Source organism: Microvirga lotononidis (assembly GCF_034627025.1).
GTDB lineage: Bacteria > Pseudomonadota > Alphaproteobacteria > Rhizobiales > Beijerinckiaceae > Microvirga > Microvirga lotononidis.
The window spans coordinates 4,589,890-4,610,088 of the sequence record NZ_CP141048.1 but is presented as its reverse complement, the minus strand read 5'-3'; the positions used below and the strand labels follow the sequence as shown (position 1 = coordinate 4,610,088).

General features: G+C 61.8%; 17 protein-coding genes. 8 read left to right on the top strand and 9 right to left on the bottom strand.

Translation table 11 applies throughout. The features are described from left to right. Positions 1 to 53: 53 nt before the first annotated feature. From U0023_RS21705 to U0023_RS21695, 3 genes are all read left to right on the top strand, one after another. Positions 54 to 404, top strand: a complete 351-nt coding sequence (locus U0023_RS21705) for a hypothetical protein (protein WP_154661004.1) — start codon at positions 54 to 56, stop codon at positions 402 to 404. Between the two features lie 165 nt (positions 405 to 569). Next, positions 570 to 854: a DUF6894 family protein gene (locus U0023_RS21700; RefSeq protein WP_154661005.1), complete on the top strand. Its 285-nt coding sequence runs from the start codon at positions 570 to 572 to the stop codon at positions 852 to 854. Between the two features lie 15 nt (positions 855 to 869). Further along, positions 870 to 1,238 carry a hypothetical protein gene (locus U0023_RS21695; protein ID WP_009490917.1) on the top strand — a complete coding sequence of 123 codons (369 nt, stop codon included), beginning with the start codon at positions 870 to 872 and terminating at the stop codon, positions 1,236 to 1,238. 459 nt (positions 1,239 to 1,697) lie between these two features. Here U0023_RS21695 and U0023_RS21690 read toward each other — a convergent pair whose 3' ends face one another. From U0023_RS21690 to U0023_RS21680, 4 genes are read right to left on the bottom strand one after another with little or no spacing between them, the layout of a single operon-like run. Beyond that, positions 1,698 to 2,216, bottom strand: a complete 519-nt coding sequence (locus U0023_RS21690) for an NADPH-dependent FMN reductase (RefSeq protein WP_009490918.1) — start codon at positions 2,214 to 2,216, stop codon at positions 1,698 to 1,700. Positions 2,217 to 2,226: 10 nt separating this feature from the next. Further along, positions 2,227 to 2,682 (bottom strand): ASCH domain-containing protein, encoded by a 456-nt coding sequence (locus U0023_RS35580; RefSeq protein WP_154661006.1) that lies wholly within the window; start codon positions 2,680 to 2,682, stop codon positions 2,227 to 2,229. After that, entirely contained in the window at positions 2,657 to 4,849 is a 2,193-nt protein-coding gene (locus U0023_RS21685) for a GNAT family N-acetyltransferase (RefSeq protein ID WP_009490919.1), read from the bottom strand. Before U0023_RS21685 ends, U0023_RS35580 begins: the two co-directional genes overlap by 26 nt. Positions 4,850 to 4,903: 54 nt before the next feature. Continuing rightward, on the bottom strand, positions 4,904 to 8,611 hold the full coding sequence (locus U0023_RS21680) for a vitamin B12-dependent ribonucleotide reductase (protein WP_009490920.1): 3,708 nt from the start codon (positions 8,609 to 8,611) through the stop codon (positions 4,904 to 4,906). A gap of 1,019 nt (positions 8,612 to 9,630) precedes the next feature. Between U0023_RS21680 and U0023_RS21675 the strand changes: the two genes are divergently transcribed. Together U0023_RS21675 and U0023_RS21670 are read left to right on the top strand one after the other, a co-directional pair. Continuing rightward, positions 9,631 to 12,492: a calcium-binding protein gene (locus U0023_RS21675; protein WP_009490921.1), complete on the top strand. Its 2,862-nt coding sequence runs from the start codon at positions 9,631 to 9,633 to the stop codon at positions 12,490 to 12,492. Between the two features lie 224 nt (positions 12,493 to 12,716). Beyond that, entirely contained in the window at positions 12,717 to 13,130 is a 414-nt protein-coding gene (locus U0023_RS21670) for an NADH:ubiquinone oxidoreductase subunit NDUFA12 (RefSeq protein WP_009490922.1), read from the top strand. Between the two features lie 163 nt (positions 13,131 to 13,293). Here the strand turns inward: U0023_RS21670 and U0023_RS21665 are convergent, their stop codons facing one another. After that, complete coding sequence (locus U0023_RS21665) at positions 13,294 to 13,911, bottom strand: hypothetical protein (RefSeq protein WP_009490923.1); 618 nt, start codon at positions 13,909 to 13,911, stop codon at positions 13,294 to 13,296. 229 nt (positions 13,912 to 14,140) lie between these two features. Here U0023_RS21665 and U0023_RS21660 point away from each other — a divergent pair, with 229 nt between their 5' ends. Both U0023_RS21660 and U0023_RS21655 read left to right on the top strand, forming a co-directional pair. Further along, complete coding sequence (locus tag U0023_RS21660; RefSeq protein WP_083861347.1) at positions 14,141 to 14,296, top strand: DUF1127 domain-containing protein; 156 nt, start codon at positions 14,141 to 14,143, stop codon at positions 14,294 to 14,296. Between the two features lie 176 nt (positions 14,297 to 14,472). Then, on the top strand, positions 14,473 to 15,465 hold the full coding sequence (locus tag U0023_RS21655; RefSeq protein WP_009490925.1) for a bile acid:sodium symporter family protein: 993 nt from the start codon (positions 14,473 to 14,475) through the stop codon (positions 15,463 to 15,465). A gap of 49 nt (positions 15,466 to 15,514) precedes the next feature. Here U0023_RS21655 and U0023_RS21650 read toward each other — a convergent pair whose 3' ends face one another. After that, the gene (locus tag U0023_RS21650) at positions 15,515 to 16,513 is read right to left on the bottom strand and encodes an SDR family oxidoreductase (RefSeq protein WP_009490926.1); all 999 of its coding nucleotides are present in this window, start codon (positions 16,511 to 16,513) and stop codon (positions 15,515 to 15,517) included. A gap of 236 nt (positions 16,514 to 16,749) precedes the next feature. Here U0023_RS21650 and U0023_RS21645 point away from each other — a divergent pair, with 236 nt between their 5' ends. Further along, positions 16,750 to 17,364 carry a DUF2155 domain-containing protein gene (locus tag U0023_RS21645; protein ID WP_009490927.1) on the top strand — a complete coding sequence of 205 codons (615 nt, stop codon included), beginning with the start codon at positions 16,750 to 16,752 and terminating at the stop codon, positions 17,362 to 17,364. A 106-nt stretch (positions 17,365 to 17,470) separates the two neighbouring features. Here the strand turns inward: U0023_RS21645 and aat are convergent, their stop codons facing one another. The 3 genes from aat to accB all read right to left on the bottom strand — a co-directional run bounded on the left by aat (position 17,471) and on the right by accB (position 20,194). Beyond that, positions 17,471 to 18,145: a leucyl/phenylalanyl-tRNA--protein transferase gene (gene aat / locus U0023_RS21640; RefSeq protein ID WP_009490928.1), complete on the bottom strand. Its 675-nt coding sequence runs from the start codon at positions 18,143 to 18,145 to the stop codon at positions 17,471 to 17,473. 199 nt (positions 18,146 to 18,344) lie between these two features. Further along, positions 18,345 to 19,706: an acetyl-CoA carboxylase biotin carboxylase subunit gene (gene accC / locus U0023_RS21635; protein ID WP_009490929.1), complete on the bottom strand. Its 1,362-nt coding sequence runs from the start codon at positions 19,704 to 19,706 to the stop codon at positions 18,345 to 18,347. An 8-nt stretch (positions 19,707 to 19,714) separates the two neighbouring features. Further along, positions 19,715 to 20,194: an acetyl-CoA carboxylase biotin carboxyl carrier protein gene (accB, locus tag U0023_RS21630; protein WP_009490930.1), complete on the bottom strand. Its 480-nt coding sequence runs from the start codon at positions 20,192 to 20,194 to the stop codon at positions 19,715 to 19,717. Positions 20,195 to 20,199: the final 5 nt, after the last annotated feature.

Sequence of the window (20,199 nt, the reverse complement as noted above, 5' to 3'; positions counted from 1 at the left end):
GCTGCGATGGTCCGTTGAGGCCGCCGGATGTCATTAACCCGATGGAGAGTGCAATGCCGCATTCGCGTGCCATGCCTGCGGGCCAGGCAGCGTATCCCGAGTTGTGTCCCGACTACATCGAGCAGAAGATCATTCGCGCCTACGTCCAGCTCGCCGTCGGGCCGGACGAGGGGGAAGCATCCCGGACCGTGAGGCTTGGCCGTTTCGGCGCCATCGAGATCTGTCTGACCGAAGAGTATGGGGCCGAGACGAGGGGCCTGCCGCCGTTTTGGCTGGAGGTCCGCGCACAGGGGACCGGCGGGGCCATCGATCGCATCGGCTGCCATGAATTCGATGAGGACGAAATCGCTGCCGCCGTCGCGTTCGTGCAGCAAGCCGACCGCCGGCTGCGGGTCCTGCACTGACGGTTGGCACAATCCGTTATGCCCATGGCCCAACACAGCAAGACCGGTGGACCCGTTCCCGGTATGACCCTGCGGATCGGCTCGTAGGGGTTGTTGCGTACCGGCGCCGAATCCGCCCGCCTGCCAGATGGCTCCCGCCGAGAAGAGCACCGGCGGGCGGGCGGATTGTCTCTCCCCTTCAAGTCCTGGTCACCTATGCCGCGCTTCTACCTCGACCTGTTCCTCGGTTCTCAATCCAACCTCGACGAAGAGGGGCATGAGATCGGCAGCCTCCGGGCTGTCGAGATCGAGGCCCTGCGCACGGCGGGGGAACTCGCGCGGGATCGATTGTTCACGATGCGCGAGGCAAATGCGGAGGACATTCGGGTCGAAGTGAAGGATGAGCATCGACGGCCCATTCTTACGGTGACGATCTCCATTCGGGTCGATCGGTCCGGACAGCGTTCGTAGTCGTGCGGCGACACCATGAGAGCGACAGTCGGACATCCAGGTTCCGTCTCATGGGCCGATTGGCTCTCGAAGTTCCACACCTGGCCCGAATTCATCCAGGCCCTCTGGCTCGTCAGCGTGCCCGTGACCCTCATCGGCATCACATGGCTGATGATGCGGGGATTGCGCGACTTCGTCCCTGGACGCTCCCGCCGCGAATGGCGCGGCCACGGCGAACGGCGCGGCCATCTGATCTACGGCGTGTACCAGGACCCGCAGGGCGGCTGGATGGTCTATCGGCACGGCCGCGAACCCGAGGCGGTGGATTGGGAAAACCCGCCGCCGGAGCTGATCGGGCGCGGATCGGTGGTCCAGGGCGTGTTCCGCAGGCCGGAGGGGGCGTGATGGGCCGGATGTCAAAGAGCCAGCGCCTTCAGGCCCAGGGCCGTTGAGCCCTGAGCTTGATGGTGGATCGAGGGTGGCGCGTCGTGCGGCCCGGCTCGATTGTCTATGGAATGCTAGGAGCCGAACCGCTCTTCGCGCACGGTACTTTTAGGCGTTTAGACTTGGACGAGCACAAGGCTGCCAAGGGCCTCCCGCCGACAAGCTTGCGAGGCCTGCCGCGGGACCGTGCCGGTTCCCTTCTTTGCGACGCCTCGCGAAAGCGCCCCTCGTCGGAACCGATCTGTGCAACGATATAGCTTGCACTCCGAGGTCTGTCAAGAACAAAAGAAGAACATTCTCGCTATGACACGGCCCTCGACGTCATGGCCGGACTTGTTCCGGCCACCCACGTCTTTGACCGACTGCGCAGAAAAAGGCGTGGAAACCCGCGACGAGCGCGGGCATGACGATGGAGGTTAGTCAGAAGGCGCGAGGCTCTGTGCAGGCTCGGACGAAGGCCTGCAATCCCACCCGCAGGGCTTCGACGATCTCCGGTTCGTCGGCGCTTCTGTTGCGCAGTTCGATGGCCACATCCGCCTCGTGCACGAGGCGCGCCGACATGGTGGCGAGAACTTCGCGCAAGGCCGCTTGTGCATGCGTGGAGCGGGGCGACGTGTTGATGAGCATCACCGGCTTTCCCGGAAAATCCGGCATGCCAACGAGCCAGTCGAGCGCGTTCTTGAACGAGCCTGGAATGCCGTGGGCATATTCGGGACAGGCGATCACCACCCCATCCACCGCCGCCACCTGCCGGCGCAGCTCCGCGACGATCTCCGGCAACGCACTCATCTCCACGTCAGTGTTGAAGTGGGGCAGGGCGCCGATGCTTTCATAGAGCCTGATCGCGACACTCTCCGGCGCGAGCTTTTGCAGTGCGCGCAGAGCCATGGTGTTGAGCGAGGCGGCACGCAGGCTGCCGGAGAGAGCGAGGAGGTGCATTGCCGCAAGTTCATTTCAAGCCCAACGGCTGTATAAGTTTACGAAGGCGTATGGCGTCCGAATTTGCAATCTTTGAAATTACCTGTGGTGGGTGAAAGCCAACTTTCCACTTTCGAAGCCTCTCGATGCCGACATGCCTAACCCTTTTAACAGCACGAAGTTTGATGCAGACAGCTTCTGTAGTGCCTTCAAAGTAACGATCGAACTCATCGCGATCTATAGCCGAGTGTTGCGAGTAGGTGTTCCAAATTTCTTCTGGCGTGTCGCGAATAATGGAAGCGATTATTGCGGAGCCAACAACAGCCTTAACGGGCACAGTTGCGTATATCCATAGTAGGGTCCCCGCTTCCAAATTCGGAATCCGCCGTCGAAGCTCAACCTTCTTCGATCCTGCAAGGATTGCTTCCGCAAACCTTGGGTGAATTGAAATTATCGCTTCCTTAGGATTTGGCACAGGACCAGCCATAATTGAGTATAGATTCAATCTGATCGCTTGAAATTGATACAGCAGAAACGAGATTCGCTCTTCCAATAGCGTCAAATTTCTTCAGCATTTCGAAGCTGACCGGGTTGGGAAATCTCATGATGTTGTCGAATGTGGTAAGAAGGACATCTTCGCTTGCTGAGAATTTGTCCAAATCATCAACAACTAGCCTCTGGTCAGATTTTGGATCTATTTGTGATTTCGAGATAACAACAGAGTTTGTGATCCTAGCGATTGCTACAGCTGCGCCTCGTCCGTTCGAGGTGCGTTTAGACTCATAGAAGATGATAGGAGCACCCGCCGACATTAGTCTCGCGGCTCTTGGTGAGTTGACGTAGCCTCGTCGCGAGCGGAAAGCAGCCTGCCGATTAAGGATGAAATCGAACTTGGCCTGGATTGCGGTTCCGAGAAGCTCATCCGCATATTCGCGAGCGATTGGAACGATGACACCGTTGCGCCCGCGCCAAACTATCAGAGTTGGGCTGAGAAAATCCTCTAGCGCTTGAGCAGTGATTTTGCTCAAGCGGCCATTTAATGATTTTATTGGAATTTCGACACCGCTGGATAAAGCGTCAAAATCATGTGGAAGCACAATGCCAGCGCGACGTCTGACCTGTTGGGCCGTTGCATTCCATGTGTCTGCTGTAATTGGTTTTCCTACGGCAATCTTAGAGAACGTTGGTGCGTTGTAAGCGCGATGAAAGCCGCGCAATCTTGCTGCCTGGTTTACAATCGATTGCCCTGGTAGATGAGCCAATTCAATTACTGCGTTTGCCCCCTCGCATGCAGAGCGTATTAAGAAATCTATCAAATAATCTGCAAATAACTCAGCATCATGAATCTCATTGCGCACATGAATGAGCATTCGGGCGACTGGATCAACTCGTTTTGCAATGGCTAAGATGCCTACTGCAACAACTCGTCCTTCACATCGTATTGCATGCTGGTGAAGCATCGTATTGACAGATGCAGGATCAGTGAACTCACTAGATAGTGGCTTGTCCACGTTGACATCAGACAAATATCTACAGAGTTCCGATCTTGTTATGGGTCCTAGGTCAAAACCATTTCCCTGAAGTTTTATCGCGGATTGTGCTGAAGCCTCGTTGGGGATTAGGTCTAGAACCTCATCTATAGTCGCGATGTCGATATCAAAGGTCTCAAGTAGTTCGTTGCGGGCATTTAATATAGATCCATCCCGAGTAACGAATGCAGATGCCCTCGATAAAGCAGCATGAGCCAGATGCTTCACATCACTTTTGGCTTGCTCGGTTCCAAGGCCCTTTGCATTAGGCTTCTTGAATACAACGTCATATAATTTTACTGCCAGCGCCTCCAGTTCTTTTCTATCGCATTTTGGGAGGCGCGGAAGCTGGAGGGCCATCTGCAAGATCGGGTCTGCCGTTAGATTGCTTGATGTATTTCGCAGTTCGGTGACGAATTCCTCAGCAACAGCCAGCTTAATTGTATGCGCCAATGCGGCGCCGAATAGCTGACGAGCATTTTCAGAATGGCTGCGATCCCGTACCAGATCAAAGTAAACGTTCAGGTCGAAAGCAAAAACGGGATCGACTGAGGCGCGGCGGCGGCTAAGATCGATTTGAAATTCAGAGTGGGGTGTGGCGAGTGTGAGTAAGTTGTCAGATTCAAGCGTCCGTGAATGAATAATAATGGTTCGCCCGCGGGATTTTCCTCCGGCTCGTTGACGTATCGGCTCAAAACCATTTCTAGCATAGAAGTTTAGTGCGTGCGTCAGGTTTGAAGCAACATCTGCCCGAATTGAGACGAAGCCAACGCGCTCCAACTCCGAGACCAGTGCTTTCATTAAAGCAGATGCTGCGCCTTTTCCTCTAAAGGGTGGCGTGGCAGCGATTTGTTGAATCTTCGCGTTTGGGAATACGCCACTATGAAGAAGGTAGCCTGCGAAAGTCCTATCGCCATCAGAATCAACCAAAGCAGCAATAAGTCGCCGCCTCTCGATTGCATCTTCAAAAGCACCGCTTGGAATAAACCCTAAGGCATCATTCTTTTCAGAGTCCGCTAGGGCTTGAATCTCTGGTAGCAAATTGAGCAGTGCCTTCGTGTCTTGCTCGATAATGTAGTGAACACGAGACACCGTCGCCCCCGATCGATGATCATTTTTGCTCATTACTCAAAGAACGATCGCCTCGGAGGAGACTAGTCTCCTCCGAGGCAAAATAGATTACGAGCACCCAGTCGTGCTGCCGCAGGTATCGCACTTCAAGCAGGTCCCGTTCCGCACCAACGTGAAGTTCGCGCATTCGGGGCAGGATTCGCCGACATAGCCCTTCATCTTGGCCTCGGCGCGCCGGTCGGCGACCGAGGGGGCGGGGGCTGCGAAGGCGAGCTTGGACATCTCGGCTTCGCCGACCTTTTCCTCCACCTCGACGGCGGGCTGGGCGAGTTCGCCCTTCAACGCATTCGCGCCAACCGTGAGGCCGCCGGTACGCTGAACAATGCCGGTGGCGCTGCCACCGCCGCCGGGGATCAGCATGAGGCGGTCGACGGAGCCGCGGGTGAAGCCGCGGGACACGATGGCCGTGGCGGGCGCGGGCTCCGGCGCCTTCGACTGGGCTTCGCCCTGGCCGATGGTGGTGGGGCCTGCTTCCGACGGGTCCACATGGGCGAGGTCGTTGCGGGAGAGATACGACACCGCGAGCTCGCGGAACACGTAGTCGAGGATCGAGGTCGCGGACTTGATGCGCTCGTTGCCCTGGACGAAGCCGGCCGGCTCGAAGCGCGTGAAGGTGAAGGCCTCCACGTATTCCTCCAGCGGCACGCCGTATTGCAGGCCGAGCGAGATCGCGATGGCGAAGTTGTTCATCATGGCCCGGAAGGCGGCGCCTTCCTTGTGCATGTCGATGAAGATCTCGCCGAGGCGTCCATCGTCGTACTCGCCCGTGCGCAGGTACACCTTGTGGCCGCCGACGACGGCTTTCTGGGTGTAGCCCTTGCGGCGGTCGGGCATCTTCTCGCGGTCGCGCAGGGCCACCACGCGCTCGACGATCTTCTCCACGATCTTCTCCGACACGTGCGCGGCTTTTGCCGCGGCCGGCAGCGCGGCCACATGCTCGGCGGCGTCCTCCGCGTCCTCGTCCTCATCGGCGATGAGGGCCGAGTTCAGCGGCTGCGAGAGCTTGGAGCCGTCGCGGTAGAGGGCGTTCGCCTTCAGCGCCAGCTTCCAGGAGAGCATGTAGGCGTTCTTGCAATCCTCGACGGTGGCGTCGTTGGGCATGTTGATGGTCTTGGAGATCGCGCCCGAGATGAAGGGCTGCGACGCCGCCATCATGCGGATGTGGCTCTCCACCGAGAGATAGCGCTTGCCGATCTTGCCGCAGGGATTGGCGCAATCGAACACCGCGTAATGCTCGGTCTTCAGGTGCGGCGCGCCTTCCAGCGTCATCGCTCCGCAGATGTGGATGTTCGCGGCCTCGATGTCGGCCTTTGAGAAGCCGAGGAAGGAGAGCAGGTCGAAGGATGGATCGTTGAGCTTGTCCGCCGGCACCTTCAGCGTGCCGGTGAGGAAGTCCTCGCCGAGCGTCCAGCGGTTGAAGACGAACTTGATGTCGAAGGCCGATTTCAGGCCCTTCTCCACCGCGTCGATCTTCTCGTCCGTAAAACCCTTCGTCCGGAGCGAGCCGGGATTGATGGCGGGCGCTTGGCGCATGGAGCCGTGGCCGACCGCATAGGCCTCGATCTCGGCGATCTCGGATTCGCGATAGCCCAGCGTCCGCAGCGCGTCGGGCACGGCCCGGTTGATGATCTTGAAGTAGCCGCCGCCGGCGAGCTTCTTGAACTTCACGAGCGCGAAGTCGGGCTCGATGCCGGTGGTGTCGCAATCCATCACGAGGCCGATCGTGCCCGTCGGCGCGATGACGGTGGCCTGCGCGTTGCGGTAGCCGTTCGTCTCGCCGAGTTCCAGGGCGCGGTCCCAGGCGGCCTTCGCATGGGCGACGAGATCGGCATCCGGGCAGGAGGCGTGATCGAGCGGGACCGGGTTGACGGCGAGGCCCTCATAGCCCTCCGCCTGTCCATGCGCCGCGCGGCGATGGTTGCGGATCACGCGCAGCATGTGCTTCGCGTTGGCCTTGTAGTTCGGGAACGGCCCGAGCTCGCCCGCCATCTCGGCGGAGGTTGCATAGGACACGCCGGTCATGATCGCCGTGATCGCGCCGCCGAGGGCACGGCCCGCGTCGGAGTCGTAAGGAAGGCCCATGGTCATGAGCAGGCCGCCGATATTGGCGAAGCCGAGGCCGAGCGTGCGGTACTCGTAGGAGAGCTGCGCGATCTCCTTCGACGGGAACTGCGCCATCATGACCGAGATTTCGAGCACGATCGTCCACAGGCGGCAGGCATGCTCGAACGAACCGGCGTCGAACCTGTGGTTCTGGCGGTCGAAGAACTGGAGCAGGTTGGCGGAAGCGAGATTGCACGCCGTGTCGTCCAGGAACATGTATTCCGAGCACGGGTTCGACGCCCGGATGCGGCCACCGGCGGGGCTGGTGTGCCAGTCGTTCATGGTGGTGTTGAAGTGCAGGCCCGGATCGGCCGACGCCCAGGCGGCATGGCCGATCTGCTCCCACAGGTCGCGGGCCTTCAGGGTCTTCAGGACCTTGCCGTCCTTGCGGGCCTTGAGGTGCCAATCCGCGTCGTTCTCCACTGCGCGCAAAAAGTCGTCGGTGAGCGAGACGGAGTTGTTGGAGTTCTGGCCGGAGACCGTGAGATAGGCGTCCGAATCCCAATCGGTGTCGTAGATCGGGAAGTCGATGTCGGTGTAGCCCTGGCGCGCGAACTGGATGACGCGCTTGATGTAGTTGTCCGGGATCATGACCCGGCGGGCCAGCTTGATTTCCTTCTTCAGGGCCGGGTTCTTCTCCGGATCGAAGCAGGCATCGCCCTCGGCCTCGCAGTTGACGCAGGCCTTCATGATGGCCTTCAGGTGCTTGTTGCCGAGCTTGGAGCCGGTCACGAGCGCGGCGACCTTCTGCTCCTCCTTCACCTTCCAGTCGATGTAGCTCTCGATGTCCGGGTGATCGACGTCGACCACCACCATCTTGGCCGCGCGGCGCGTGGTGCCGCCCGACTTGATCGCGCCTGCCGCGCGGTCGCCGATCTTGAGGAAGCTCATGAGGCCGGACGAGCGGCCGCCGCCGGAGAGCTTTTCACCCTCGCCGCGCAGCTTCGAGAAGTTGGAGCCGGTGCCGGAGCCGTACTTGAACAGGCGCGCTTCGCGCACCCACAGGTCCATGATGCCACCCTCGTTCACCAGGTCGTCCTCGACGCCCTGGATGAAGCAGGCATGCGGCTGCGGATGCTCGTAGGCCGACTTGGACTTCGTCAGCTTGCCGGTCTTGTAGTCCACGTAATAGTGGCCCTGGCCGGGGCCGTCGATGCCGTAGGCCCAGTGCAGGCCGGTGTTGAACCATTGCGGCGAGTTGGGGGCGACCATCTGGTTGGCGAGCATGAAGCGCAGCTCGTCGTAGAAGGCCTGCGCATCCTCCTCGGTGGAGAAATAGCCGCCCTTCCAGCCCCAATAGGTCCAGCAGCCCGCGAGGCGGTCGAAGACCTGCTTGGAGGAAATCTCGGAGCCGAAGCGCTGGTCTTCCGGCAGGGAGGCAAGCGCCGCCTCGTCGGCCACGGAGCGCCACAGCCAGGACGGAACGTCGTTCTCTTCCACCTTCTTCAGGCGGGCCGGAACGCCAGCCTTGCGGAAATACTTCTGGGCCAGAACGTCGGACGCCACCTGGCTCCAGGTCTCAGGCACCTCGATGTTCTCGAGCCTGAAGACGACCGAGCCGTCCGGATTGCGGATCTCGCTCGTCGCGAGCCGGAAGGCGAGGGAGGAATAAGGCGATTGGCCGGTTTGCGTATAACGCCGCTCGATCCGCATAGTCATTTTCCCAAGTATGGAGACAAAAGGTCTCCTGGCCGCGATTTTGCCCCGCAGCTCATCAGCCCAAATTTATTGTTCGACGCCCCAACGACCCGTTTTGCGGACCGCCACACGTAACACGCCCGAGTTACGGGCCTCCTCCAGACGCCACGCACCGCGCGGCAATTCACTGCCACGGAGCTCTGACGCTTACTCTGGGGAGGTTCCGGCCGCCCTTTTTAGGTCGGCCGCCGGTCTCTGATCGGTACCCCGGCAAGCTAGTCGTGTTGCGAGCCTTACGTCAAGAACTTGTGTCGCGGCTCGTGGTTCCAACTATATATAGTGGAAGAATGTTAAGAATGTGGAAAACTAGCTAAGCCTTGGAGACTCCTCTGAGAATCCTTTCAGGGATTCCACAGCGCTCGAAATGTGCCGGCTCAGCACCGGCACGAAATCCAACGAGATGTTGTGCCGGCGCATCAATCGGCAGCGTCCGGGCGCCGGCTTTCAAAAGGCCTGCCGAATACCTCGAAATGGCTAGAATGCGGGAGTTTTCGGGGACGACGGCGGCAGGACGCGGGATTCGAGAATCAGTCGCGGGTTTTTGCACGGCGAAGACTGGGCGTGTCAGCGCGCTTGAGTCGTCCCTTTCCTCTTCACGCTAAAGAATCGCCCGCCTGATAAGGCCCCTCAAAGCCCTGCCGTGTTCATTTTAGGCGCATTGACGGTCTGGCTCCAGGCAGGCCCGACTCTTGATCCGAGGAAATGGGTGGGCTTCCGGTCGAGATTCTTCGCTTAATGCTTCAGCCGTCTCGTCGGCGCGGAGCGGCTTCCGGTGGGCATGATGTTCCTGCGCCCAAGCCCGTTGCAGGAGCGCCATCAAAGCCGAGCGCTCTGCGGCCACGAGCAGAGTCGCACAACCAAGGAAACATATAAGACAAACGATAGAATTAGCGGTTGTAAAATAAATGCCATGTTATATAAGAAAATATAGCAACAAAGTTTCGTACATAGACAATGGTTCGGGGGGCGGCTGAATGACTTACTCTTTGGAGCAAGCCTATCTGGAGTTCATGAAAAATTACGGTGGGTCTGTGTCTATCACCTATGGTGGTTCGCAGGCGGCTTGGGGTGCGGACCAGGAGGTGGGAAGTGGTGTCGTCTGGGGATCGATCGAGCTGCATGAGGTCAAGCATACGGAAGGTGCTACAGGCGAAGGTGAAGACAATACCGTTGAAGAATTGCCCGAAGAGGGATCGTTTGATGACCTGACCAGAACATTCTCTGACGACGACGGCGTAATCTATAAATTTTACCCTGACGGAACGAGAGCTATAATTAAAAACGGAGTAACTTATAAGCTTTATCCGGACGGCACGCTAACTATCAGAGAGCGGTCTTATACTCGTGACGAAAACAATAACCTCGTCGATCAGGGCTATAAGATGTACGTTTATCCACCTAAGGTCTACCCGGATCGTAAATACAGCTTGGGTGATTCCGAACTATATGAATACTTGGACCCTGTATTACCTATCTTCAATTCTCCTGTCTTTAAAATCATCAGAACCAGCCTCCCGGACGAAAACCACTCGTCTTTCACGATCGTTCCGCTGACGGCGTCCAATACATCTGGCAACGACTTCATCGTCGGGAGCGGCCTGCTCAACGGCGGTGCCGGCGACGATACGCTGATCGGCGGCGCGGGCAGGGACACGCTGGACGGCGGTTCTGGTTTTGATATTGCGTCGTATGCGGCGGCGAAAGCGGGCGTGACGGTGAGCCTGGGCGTGGGGAATGACGCCCAGGACGTGCTGATCGGCATAGAGGGCCTGTCGGGTTCGGCCTTCGACGACGTGCTCAGCGATGTGCAATTGGGCGACAACGCCGCCAACGCGCTCTACGGCCAAGACGGCAACGACCGCCTGTCGGCTCATGACGGCGCCGATACGCTCGACGGCGGAACCGGCGACGATACGCTCACCGGCGGTCAGGGCGCCGACTCGCTTGTGGGTGGGGCAGGCTTCGACGAGGCGTCCTACACCTGGTCCTATTCGTCGGTGGAGGTCAGCCTGGCCGCCGGCACCGGCACGGCTGGCGATGCGGCGGGGGACATGCTCGTCGGCATCGAAGCCTTAACCGGTTCGCTTTACGGCGCGGACCACCTGACCGGCGATGGCAATGCCAATCGTCTCTCGGGCCTTGGGGGGAACGATACGCTTGAAGGCGGAGGCGGCGCCGACACGCTGATCGGCGGCGACGGTTTGGACATGGCCTCCTACGAGCATGCCGCCTCCGGAGTCGTCGTCAGCCTGATGACCGGCGGCACGGGCGGCGAGGCGTCGGGCGATACCTTCAATGGCGTCGAAGCCTTGTCCGGTTCGGCCTATGGCGATCAACTCTCGGGCGACGGCGGGGCCAACGTTCTCAGCGGCAATGGCGGCGACGACACGCTTGAGGGCGGTCTGGGAGCCGACACGCTGATCGGCGGCGACGGCTTCGACGTGGCGTCCTATGCAAGCGCGACTTCGGGTGTCGTGGCGAGCCTGATGGTCGGTGGCGCGGGCGGCGAGGCGTCGGGCGACACCTTCAGCGGTATCGAAGCTCTGTCTGGCTCGATCTTTAGCGATCACCTCACGGGCGATGCAGGAGCCAACGTTCTCAGTGGCGATGGCGGCAACGATACGCTTCGGGGCGGCTTGGGAGCCGACACGCTGAACGGCGGGAATGGATTCGACGTGGCATCATACGAGACGGCTACGTCGGGTGTCACAGTCAACCTGTCCAGCGGCGGCAGCCGTGGCGAGGCGTCGGGTGACAAGTTCGAGGGGATCGAGGCGGTCATTGGCTCCGCCTATGACGATCAGCTCACCGGCGACGGCGGCGCCAACACGCTGTGGGGACGGTCGGACAACGATGTCCTCTCCGGTGGCGACGGCAATGACATGCTGGAGGGGGGCGACGGCGACGATGTTCTCATCGGTGACGCAGGCTTTGATACTCTCAATGGCGGCTCGGGCATCGATACCGCATCCTACGCCAGTGCCTCGCGTGGCGTGGTGGCGAACCTGCAGTCAGGCTGGGGCAGCGGCGGCGAAGCTGACGGCGATCGCTTCAGCGGCATCGAGAACCTGACGGGTTCCGCGTACAACGATCAGCTCGCGGGGGATGCCGGAGCCAACCGTCTCGACGGCAATAACGGCCATGACGTCCTGAGGGGCGGGGCCGGCTTCGACACCCTGGACGGCGGGGCGGGAGACGATGTGCTCACCGGCGGCAGCGGCGCAGATCTTCTTATCGGCGGTTCGGGGTTTGACGTGGCCGATTATGGCGACGCATCCTTCGGGGTAGTGGCGAGCCTGGCGGAGGCGTTCCTCAACACGGGGGATGCGGCGGGTGACAGCTACGCCGCGATCGAGGGCTTGAGCGGCTCGGCTTATGCCGATCGGCTCAGTGGCGACGAGGGGGGCAACCGCCTGTCGGGCGGCGCGGGCAATGACACGCTGGCGGGCGGCGCGGGCAACGACACGCTGGCGGGCGGCGCGGGTAGCGATGTGTTCGTGTTCGACACGGCTCTCAGCAGCTCGTACAACGTCGACCGGCTTCAAGACTTCGATTGCTTTGAAGATCGCATCGAACTCGACGTGGCGATCTTCACGGCGCTGGCGCCGGGATCGCTTGGGCTGGATGCTTTCGGGTATGGCAGCGTGGCGGCGACGGAGGAACAGCGGATCATCTATAACAGCGCCACGGGCGAGCTGTTCTACGATGCGGACGGGACCGGCCGTCAGGCGCAGATCAAGTTCGCAGTTTTGGGCGCGGGAGTAGGCTTGACCGCCTGGAACTTCACAGTGACAGGATTCGTCCCGCCCGCGGGCGGCGGGGACGAGTGGTTCTAAAAAGGCTGAGCCTCAAACAGAGGGCGGCGGTAATGCCGCCCTTTCTTGTGGCAATAGGAAGCACAAAAGGCCTCTCGGGGAGCTTTTGTCTCAGAATTACATAAAAAGTCGATAGGGGAGGTGTTCCCGCTTTTCGTGGGCTTCGAACGGCCATCTTTGCGCTCGACTTCTTTAAACGCAGACGCCATATTCCGCCCAACTTTGGCTCCCCCTAGGCAGCAGCGATGAAACAGTTTTGGACCCAATTCTTCACCTGGTGGAACGGACAGACCATCGGCACCCGGTACTTCACCTGGCGCAAGGGGCAGTTCGTGGGTGAGGACGAATTCGGAAACCGCTACTACCGCTATACGCAGCCCCAGGCCATCGACTCGAACGTGGGCGCCGAGCGCCGCTGGGTCGTCTATAACGGCTATGCCGATGCCTCGAAGGTGCCGCCCGGCTGGCGCGCCTGGCTGTGCCATAACGGCGACGTGGCTCCGAGCGAGGAAAACTACAAGCCGCATTCCTGGGAGAGGGCCTACGTGCCCAACATGACCGGCACCGCACAGGCCTACCGTCCGCAGGGCTCGAGCCTGTCTCTCGGGCAGCGTCCCGCCGCGACGGGTGACTACGTTCCCTGGACGCCGGGAGAGTAAGGCGGGCCAAGCCTGTCTTCGATACCTCTCATGTCATGGCCGGCCCTGTGCCGGCCATGCCCGTCTGTGAAGCTCCGCGCCACTCGCATGGAGATCACCGGAACGAGGCCGGTGATGATGCAAGGCCATTTCTCAATAGGTCCGAACACTGCTGGGATTGAAATCAGCCTTTCGGATGGAAATACGATTGCCGCCGCATGACCGCTTCGGAGAAGAGGCCGAATGCCTGGATCACGTGGCCCTGCGGGACCTCGATGCCGCGCGCCACGCCTGAGCCCTTCAGTACGCCGCCTCGCTCATCCGGATCGGATTCGCGATAGGTTCCGCCATCTCCCAATGTGCAGTTCTGGCAACGGATGGAGCCGAGGATCTGGGCTCCCCGTCCGACCCAATTCGACAGGGTGAGCGATCCGCTGCCGAGAAGCCGGGCTCCGTTCCCGATGGCGATGGTATCACCAGGACCGGCTTTGATCGTGAAGCCGCCTTCCTCTCCGATCTCCGCACCGGTGCCGATCGTGACCGCCCCACCCGATGAAACGATACGGGTCCCGGGAAAAAGGTTCGTCCCACGGCCGATGGCGATGCGGCTTTCCGAAGAAGCCTGGAGGATGACGTTGGGCCAGAGCACCACGTCCTCCTCCAGGCGAACATGGGGCGAGACCAGCACGGAACCGGGATCCGGCAACAGGACGCCGCGCTCGCCGAGCGTGGCCGTTTCCTCCACCGACAGGAATTCCAGGCGCCGGCGTGCCTCGTCGCTTCGTCGATCCGCTTCGTTCATGTGAGTGCGTTCCCCATCGATCTGCCCTCGAAGCTTAACGGATCGGTCCCGGACTCAAAGGCCCATTCTGGGGGCAGGTGCGGGCCCGGACGCTTTCAGCGTTATGCCGTCAGGGCATAACGGACCTCAGTTCTTATGGCTCCTCAAGGCGGGAGCGCATCCGTATATCCGCACCGCAACAAGAGCAAAGATAACCGGTCACGAGGCCGGTCCACTGCTGGGGCTTTACATGTTCGTTTCCTATATCCTTTCGAAGGTTCGCAACTACCATCTGTATCGCAAGACCGTCCGCGAGCTGGCGCAGCTCTCCGACCGTGATCTGGCCGATCTCGGCATCGCCCGCTACGACATTTCCCGGGTCGCCCGCGAGGCGACCTTCGCGTAAACGGCACGACAGCGATTCTCGCAGCGATCGCCCGCCCTTGGCGGGCTTTCGCTTTTCAAGGGGTCTCTTCAGCCAAGCTGACGCAGCGGGGGCGGAGATGAACAGGTTCCCGGAGCTTCAGGCATAGGGCAGGGCACGAAACGTCGGCTGGGACGTCAACCATAACGAAGGTCACCATGGCTTCTCTCATCAAACGGGAATGGTACACGATCGCCATCTTCGGGATGGTCGTTCTTGCGTCGATCCTTCCCATCGGCGGCGAGCCGGCGGAAGTGTTCTCGGTCGCGACCAATCTGGCGATCGCGCTGCTGTTCTTTCTCCACGGCGCGCGCCTGTCACGCGATGTGGTGATCGCCGGCATGACCCATTGGCGGCTGCACCTCTTCGTTTTGGTCACCACCTTCGTGGTCTTTCCGATACTCGGCCTCATCGTTCTGGCCGTGCCGAACCTGATGACCCCGGCGCTGGCCACCGGAATCCTGTTCCTGTGCGTTCTCCCCTCGACCGTTCAGTCGTCGATCGCCTTCACGTCGATCGCGGAGGGCAACGTGCCGGCAGCCATCTGCTCGGCTTCCGCCTCGAACATCCTCGGCATGTTCCTGACCCCACTTCTCGTGGGGCTCCTGTTCCATACGAAAGGGGGCGGGGGCTTCTCTCTCGGGGCGCTCGAGGGCATCCTGCTGCAGCTTCTCGCTCCCTTCATCCTCGGTCAGGTGCTCCAGCCCTTTCTCGGCCGATGGCTCAGCCGGCACAGGACGCTCACGCAGTTCGTCGACCGCGGCTCCATCCTGATGGTCGTCTACGGCGCCTTCAGTGAGGCCGTCATCGGGGGGCTCTGGCACAAGCTCTCGGCCGAGGACCTCGTCGCCGTCGTCGTGATCGACATCGTGCTGCTGGTCGCCGTGCTGTGCTTCACGTTCTATGTCAGCGGCTGGTTCGGCTTCAATCGCGCGGACCGGATCACCATCACCTTCTGCGGCTCCAAGAAGAGCCTCGCGTCAGGCGCCCCGATGGCGAACGTGATCTTCGCCGGACAGGACGTGGGCTCCATCGTGCTGCCGCTCATGATCTTCCACCAGATCCAGCTTATGACCTGCGCGGTCCTGGCGCGGCGCTTCGCGAGCAGCGCGAAGGCGGCCGCCGCGCCGGAGAATGCCAAGACGGTCTAGTTGCGGAAAGGCCCTCGCCTCACCTGGAGGCGGTGCGAGGGCAAGGAATTTACGGCTGGCCGCTGCCTCCGGCCGCCCCGTAGACCTGCCCCGTCGCATAGCTCGCATCGGCCGCAGCAAGCTGGACATAGATCGAGGCGAGCTCTGCCGGCTGGCCGGGACGGCCCATGGGGGTGTCGCCGCCGAACTGCTGCAGCTTCTCCTGGGTCGCGCCGCCGCTGACCTGAAGCGGCGTCCAGATCGGCCCCGGAGCGACTCCGTTGACGCGGATTCCCTTCGGGCCGAGCTGCTTCGCCATGGACTTGGTGAAGTTCATCATCGCCGCCTTGGTCATGGCGTAATCGACCAGGTTCTCCGAAGGATCATAGGCCTGTTCCGACGTCGTCTGGATGATCGCGGAGCCCGGGGTCAGGTGCGGCAGAGCCGCCTTGGTCAGCCAGAACATGGCATAGATGTTGGTCTTGAAGGTCGCGTCGAAGTCTTCGGACGTGATGTCGAGCAGCGCTTGCCGCTGCTGCTGGCGGGCGGCGTTGTTGACCAGGATATCGAGGCCTCCGAGCTGCTGCACGGCATCGGCCACGATGCGGGTGCACAGGGCCTCGTCGCGGATGTCGCCTGGAAGGGCCACGGCGATCCGGCCCTCCTTCTTGATCAGGTCGATGACCTCCCGCGCGTCCGGCTCCTCGTCCGGGTGATAGCTGATGGCCACGTCGGCGCCCTCGCGAGCGAAGGCGATGGCGGCGGCCCGGCCCATGCCGGAATCGCCGCCCGTGATCAGGGCCTTCCGGCCACGCAGCCGCCCGGATCCCTTGTAGCTCGTCTCGCCGTGGTCGGGGCGGGGATCCATCTTGCCGGCAAGGCCTGGCCAGGGCTGCGACTGCGACCGGAACGGTGGCTTGGGATACTTGGTCGTCGGATCGTCCTTGGCCACACCGCCGCTCGCGGCCGTCTGAGCCGAAGCCGGGCTCGCCGCCGCCGAAGCGAGACCGGCTGCCGCTGCACCCATCATGCCCCGCCGTGAGATCCCGTTGCCGTCGCTCATGTCCATGTTCCAGCCCTCTGTGATCGATAGAGGCCGGTTAACCTGCGGCGGGACCGGAGGTTCAGAAAATTGTTTGACGTTGTCGTGAAGGGGAATATCCAGGGTTCCCGCCGATCTGGCAGGACTTTTCCCGCTTGCCCTTTTTCCATCATGGTTCGCGTGTTATCGCGTTGCCGGGATAAGGGGTACGACCGGGCAGACCGGACAAGAACCGCCAAATCGGACCTGGCTTGGATGATATGATGAAACTCGGATGGACGCGGGCGGCTCTCGTGCTCGCAGGGGTAATCGGCGCAGCGGGCGCCGCTCAGGCGGACCGGATCAAGAATCCCACGGCCGTCTTTTCGGGACTCGACAAGATCACCGGGCGCATCGTTTCGTTCGAGGTCGGAATCGACGAAACCGTCCAGTTCGGCGCCCTGCAGATGACGCCCAGGGTCTGCTTCACCAAGCCTCCGACGGAGGCGCCCAACACCACCTCGTTCATCGAGGTGGACGAGCCCGGCCCCGAGGGCCAGAACAAGCGCGTCTTCTCCGGCTGGCTCTTTGCCGCGAGCCCGGGCCTGCACGGGCTCGAGCACCCGGTCTACGATATCTGGCTCGTTGATTGCAAAGGCGGCACGGAGGTCATCTCGGAGCCCAAGGAGATGCCCGAAGAGCTCCCGCCGATCCAGGATTCCGCCCGTGCGCCGAGCGATGCCGGACGGCCGGGCGACATCATGGCGCCGACCGGCGGCGCCACGGCCCCGCGCCCGCCGGCCGTCCAGACGGCTCCCTTGCGCCAGCCGGAGCCCCAACCAAGGCAGCCGGTGAGGCGCCAGGCCCCTGCCGCGCCGATCATCAATACGGATCGCTAAACCATCGACCGCAAAATTGGGAACCGGTTTTGCGTGGAAAGATGCAAACGAACAAACGATGAGAACATCGGACGTGAGTTCGATTCCACGCCCGATGCTCTGGATCTTACTCGGCTTGTAGAACAGCGAGGGCCTCCTCGCCGCTGACGATCGTGCCGGGCGGCCAGCAATCCCAATCGGCGCCGTGCTCCATGGCGTTGCGCAGCATCTGCTTATAGCTGCGCCTGGGAACCTCGATTGCGCCGAACTGCGCCAGATGCGAGGTCACGAACTGGGTATCCAGAAGCGAGAACCCGCCCCGGCGCAGGCGCGCCACCAGATGTACCAGAGCGATCTTCGAGGCATCCCGTTCCGTGTGGAACATGCTCTCGCCGAAGAAGGCCCCGTTGAGCCGCACACCATAGAGACCGCCGACGAGGCGGTCGTCCCGGTAGACCTCCACCGTGTGGCAGTAGCCCGCATCGAAGAGTTCGCCGTAGAGTTCGCGAATGCGCCGGCTGATCCAGGTCTTCTCCCGATCCACTCCGGGAGCGGCGCAGCCGGCGATGACCCCGTCGAAATCCCGATCGATCCGGATCTCGAACTGGTCCGAGCGGACGGTGCGCGCCAGACGTTTGGAAATGTGGAAGGAATCGAGGGGGATGATGCCCCGCTCGCGCGGCTCGACCCAGAAGAGGGACGGATCGTCCGCATCTTCCGCCATGGGAAAGATGCCGGCCGCATAGGCTTTCAGCAGAATGTCGGGGGTGATTTCGGTCGCGTGGTCAGACGCATGGCTCATGGTGCGCTTTGTACCAAGGAACGGCAATGCCGTCCATTTGCAGGCCCTCTCTGCAACGACAACGCCTCAGGGCGGCAACTTTCTCCGCATTGCGAACGGTCGACGGTCTTCCTCACGGAACACCGCCGAAAATGCAGGGCGTCACGCATGTCGTGTCGGGGCATGAGCAGCATTCCGCGCCGCTCATGCCAGCCGAGTTTTACGCCTGCTCGTCGCCCAGGCCACCGGTCTTCAGGAAATTCTCCAGCCAGTGGATGTCGTACTGGCCATTCTGGATGTCCGGGTTGCGCACTAGGGTGCGGAAGAGCGGCAGGGTGGTGTCGATCCCATCCACCACGAACTCGTCGAGGGCCCGGCGCAGGCGCATCAGGCACTCGTTGCGGGTGCGGCCATGGACGATGAGCTTGCCCACGAGGGAATCGTAATGGGGCGGGATGCGGTAGCCCTGGTAGGCGGCCGAGTCGACGCGCACGCCGAGGCCGCCCGGCGGGTGGAAGTAGCTGATCGTGCCGGGCGAGGGGCGGAAGGTCGAGGGATGCTCGGCATTCACGCGGCACTCGATGGCATGGCCTTCGATCTTGATGTCTTCCTGCCGTACCGAGAGCGGGTGGCCTGCCGCGACGCGGATCTGCTCGTTCACCAGGTCGATGCCGGTGATCATCTCGGTGACCGGGTGCTCCACCTGGATGCGAGTGTTCATCTCGATGAAGTAGAACTCGCCGTCCTCGTAGAGGAACTCGATGGTGCCGGCGCCGGCATATTGCAGGTCCTGCATGGCCTTGGCCACGACGCCGCCGATGCGCTCGCGCATCTCCAGGTTCAGGGCGGGCGAGGGCCCTTCCTCCCACACCTTCTGGTGACGGCGCTGCAGGGAGCAGTCGCGCTCGCCCAGATGGATGGCATTGCCCTTGCCGTCGCCGAGGACCTGGATCTCGATATGGCGCGGCTTCTCGAGATACTTCTCGATATAGACCGCATCGTCGCCGAAGGCGGCCTTGGCCTCGGTGCGGGCGGTCTGGAAGGCGTGAACGAGGTCGTCCTCGTTGCGCGCCACCTTCATGCCGCGCCCGCCGCCGCCGGCGGCCGCCTTGATGATGACCGGATAGCCGATCTCCTTGGCGACCTTCTTGGCCTCGGTCTCATCGTTGATCCCGCCTTCGGAGCCGGGGACGCAGGGGATGCCCAGACGCTTGGCGGTCCGCTTGGCTTCGATCTTGTCGCCCATGATGCGGATATGCTCCGCCTTCGGGCCGATGAAGGCGATGCGGTGATGCTCCAGCACCTCGGCGAAGCGGGCGTTCTCGGACAGGAAGCCATAGCCGGGATGGATGGCGTCCGCGCCGGTGATCTCGCAGGCGGCGATCAGGGCCGGGATGTTGAGGTAGCTGTCCCGGGCGGCCGGCGGACCGATGCACACGCTCTCGTCCGCGAGGCGCACGTGCATGGCGTCCGCGTCGGCGGTGGAGTGCACGGCCACGGTGGCGATGCCCAGCTCCTTCGCGGCGCGCAGGATTCGCAGGGCGATCTCGCCACGATTGGCAATGAGGATCTTATCGAACATGTCGTGCCTTACTCGATGACGAGGAGGGGTTCGCCGTATTCAACAGGAGTTCCGTCTTCGACATAGATGGCGGTCACGGTGCCGGCGCGGGGCGCCACGATCTCGTTGAAGGTCTTCATGGCTTCCACGAGCAGGACCTTGTCGCCGGCCTGGACCTTGGAGCCGATCTCGACGAAGGACTTGGCGTCCGGAGAGGGCTTGCGGTAGGCGGTGCCGACCATGGGCGAGAGCACCGCGCCCGGATGGGGCGCGCCGGGCTTGGCCGCGGCAGGAATCTCGGCGGCAGCCGGAGGCGGGGCCACCATCGGGGCGGGGGCGGCATAGGCTGCGGGAGCTGCGACCGGGACTGAGACCGCGGCCGTGATCGTGCGCGCCACGCGGATACGAAGGTCGCCCTTCTCCACTTCGATCTCGCTGAGGTCCGTGTCGGCGATCAAATTCGCCAGCTCACGGACGAGATCGGGATCGAAAGGGTTTTCCTTGGCCATGGGGC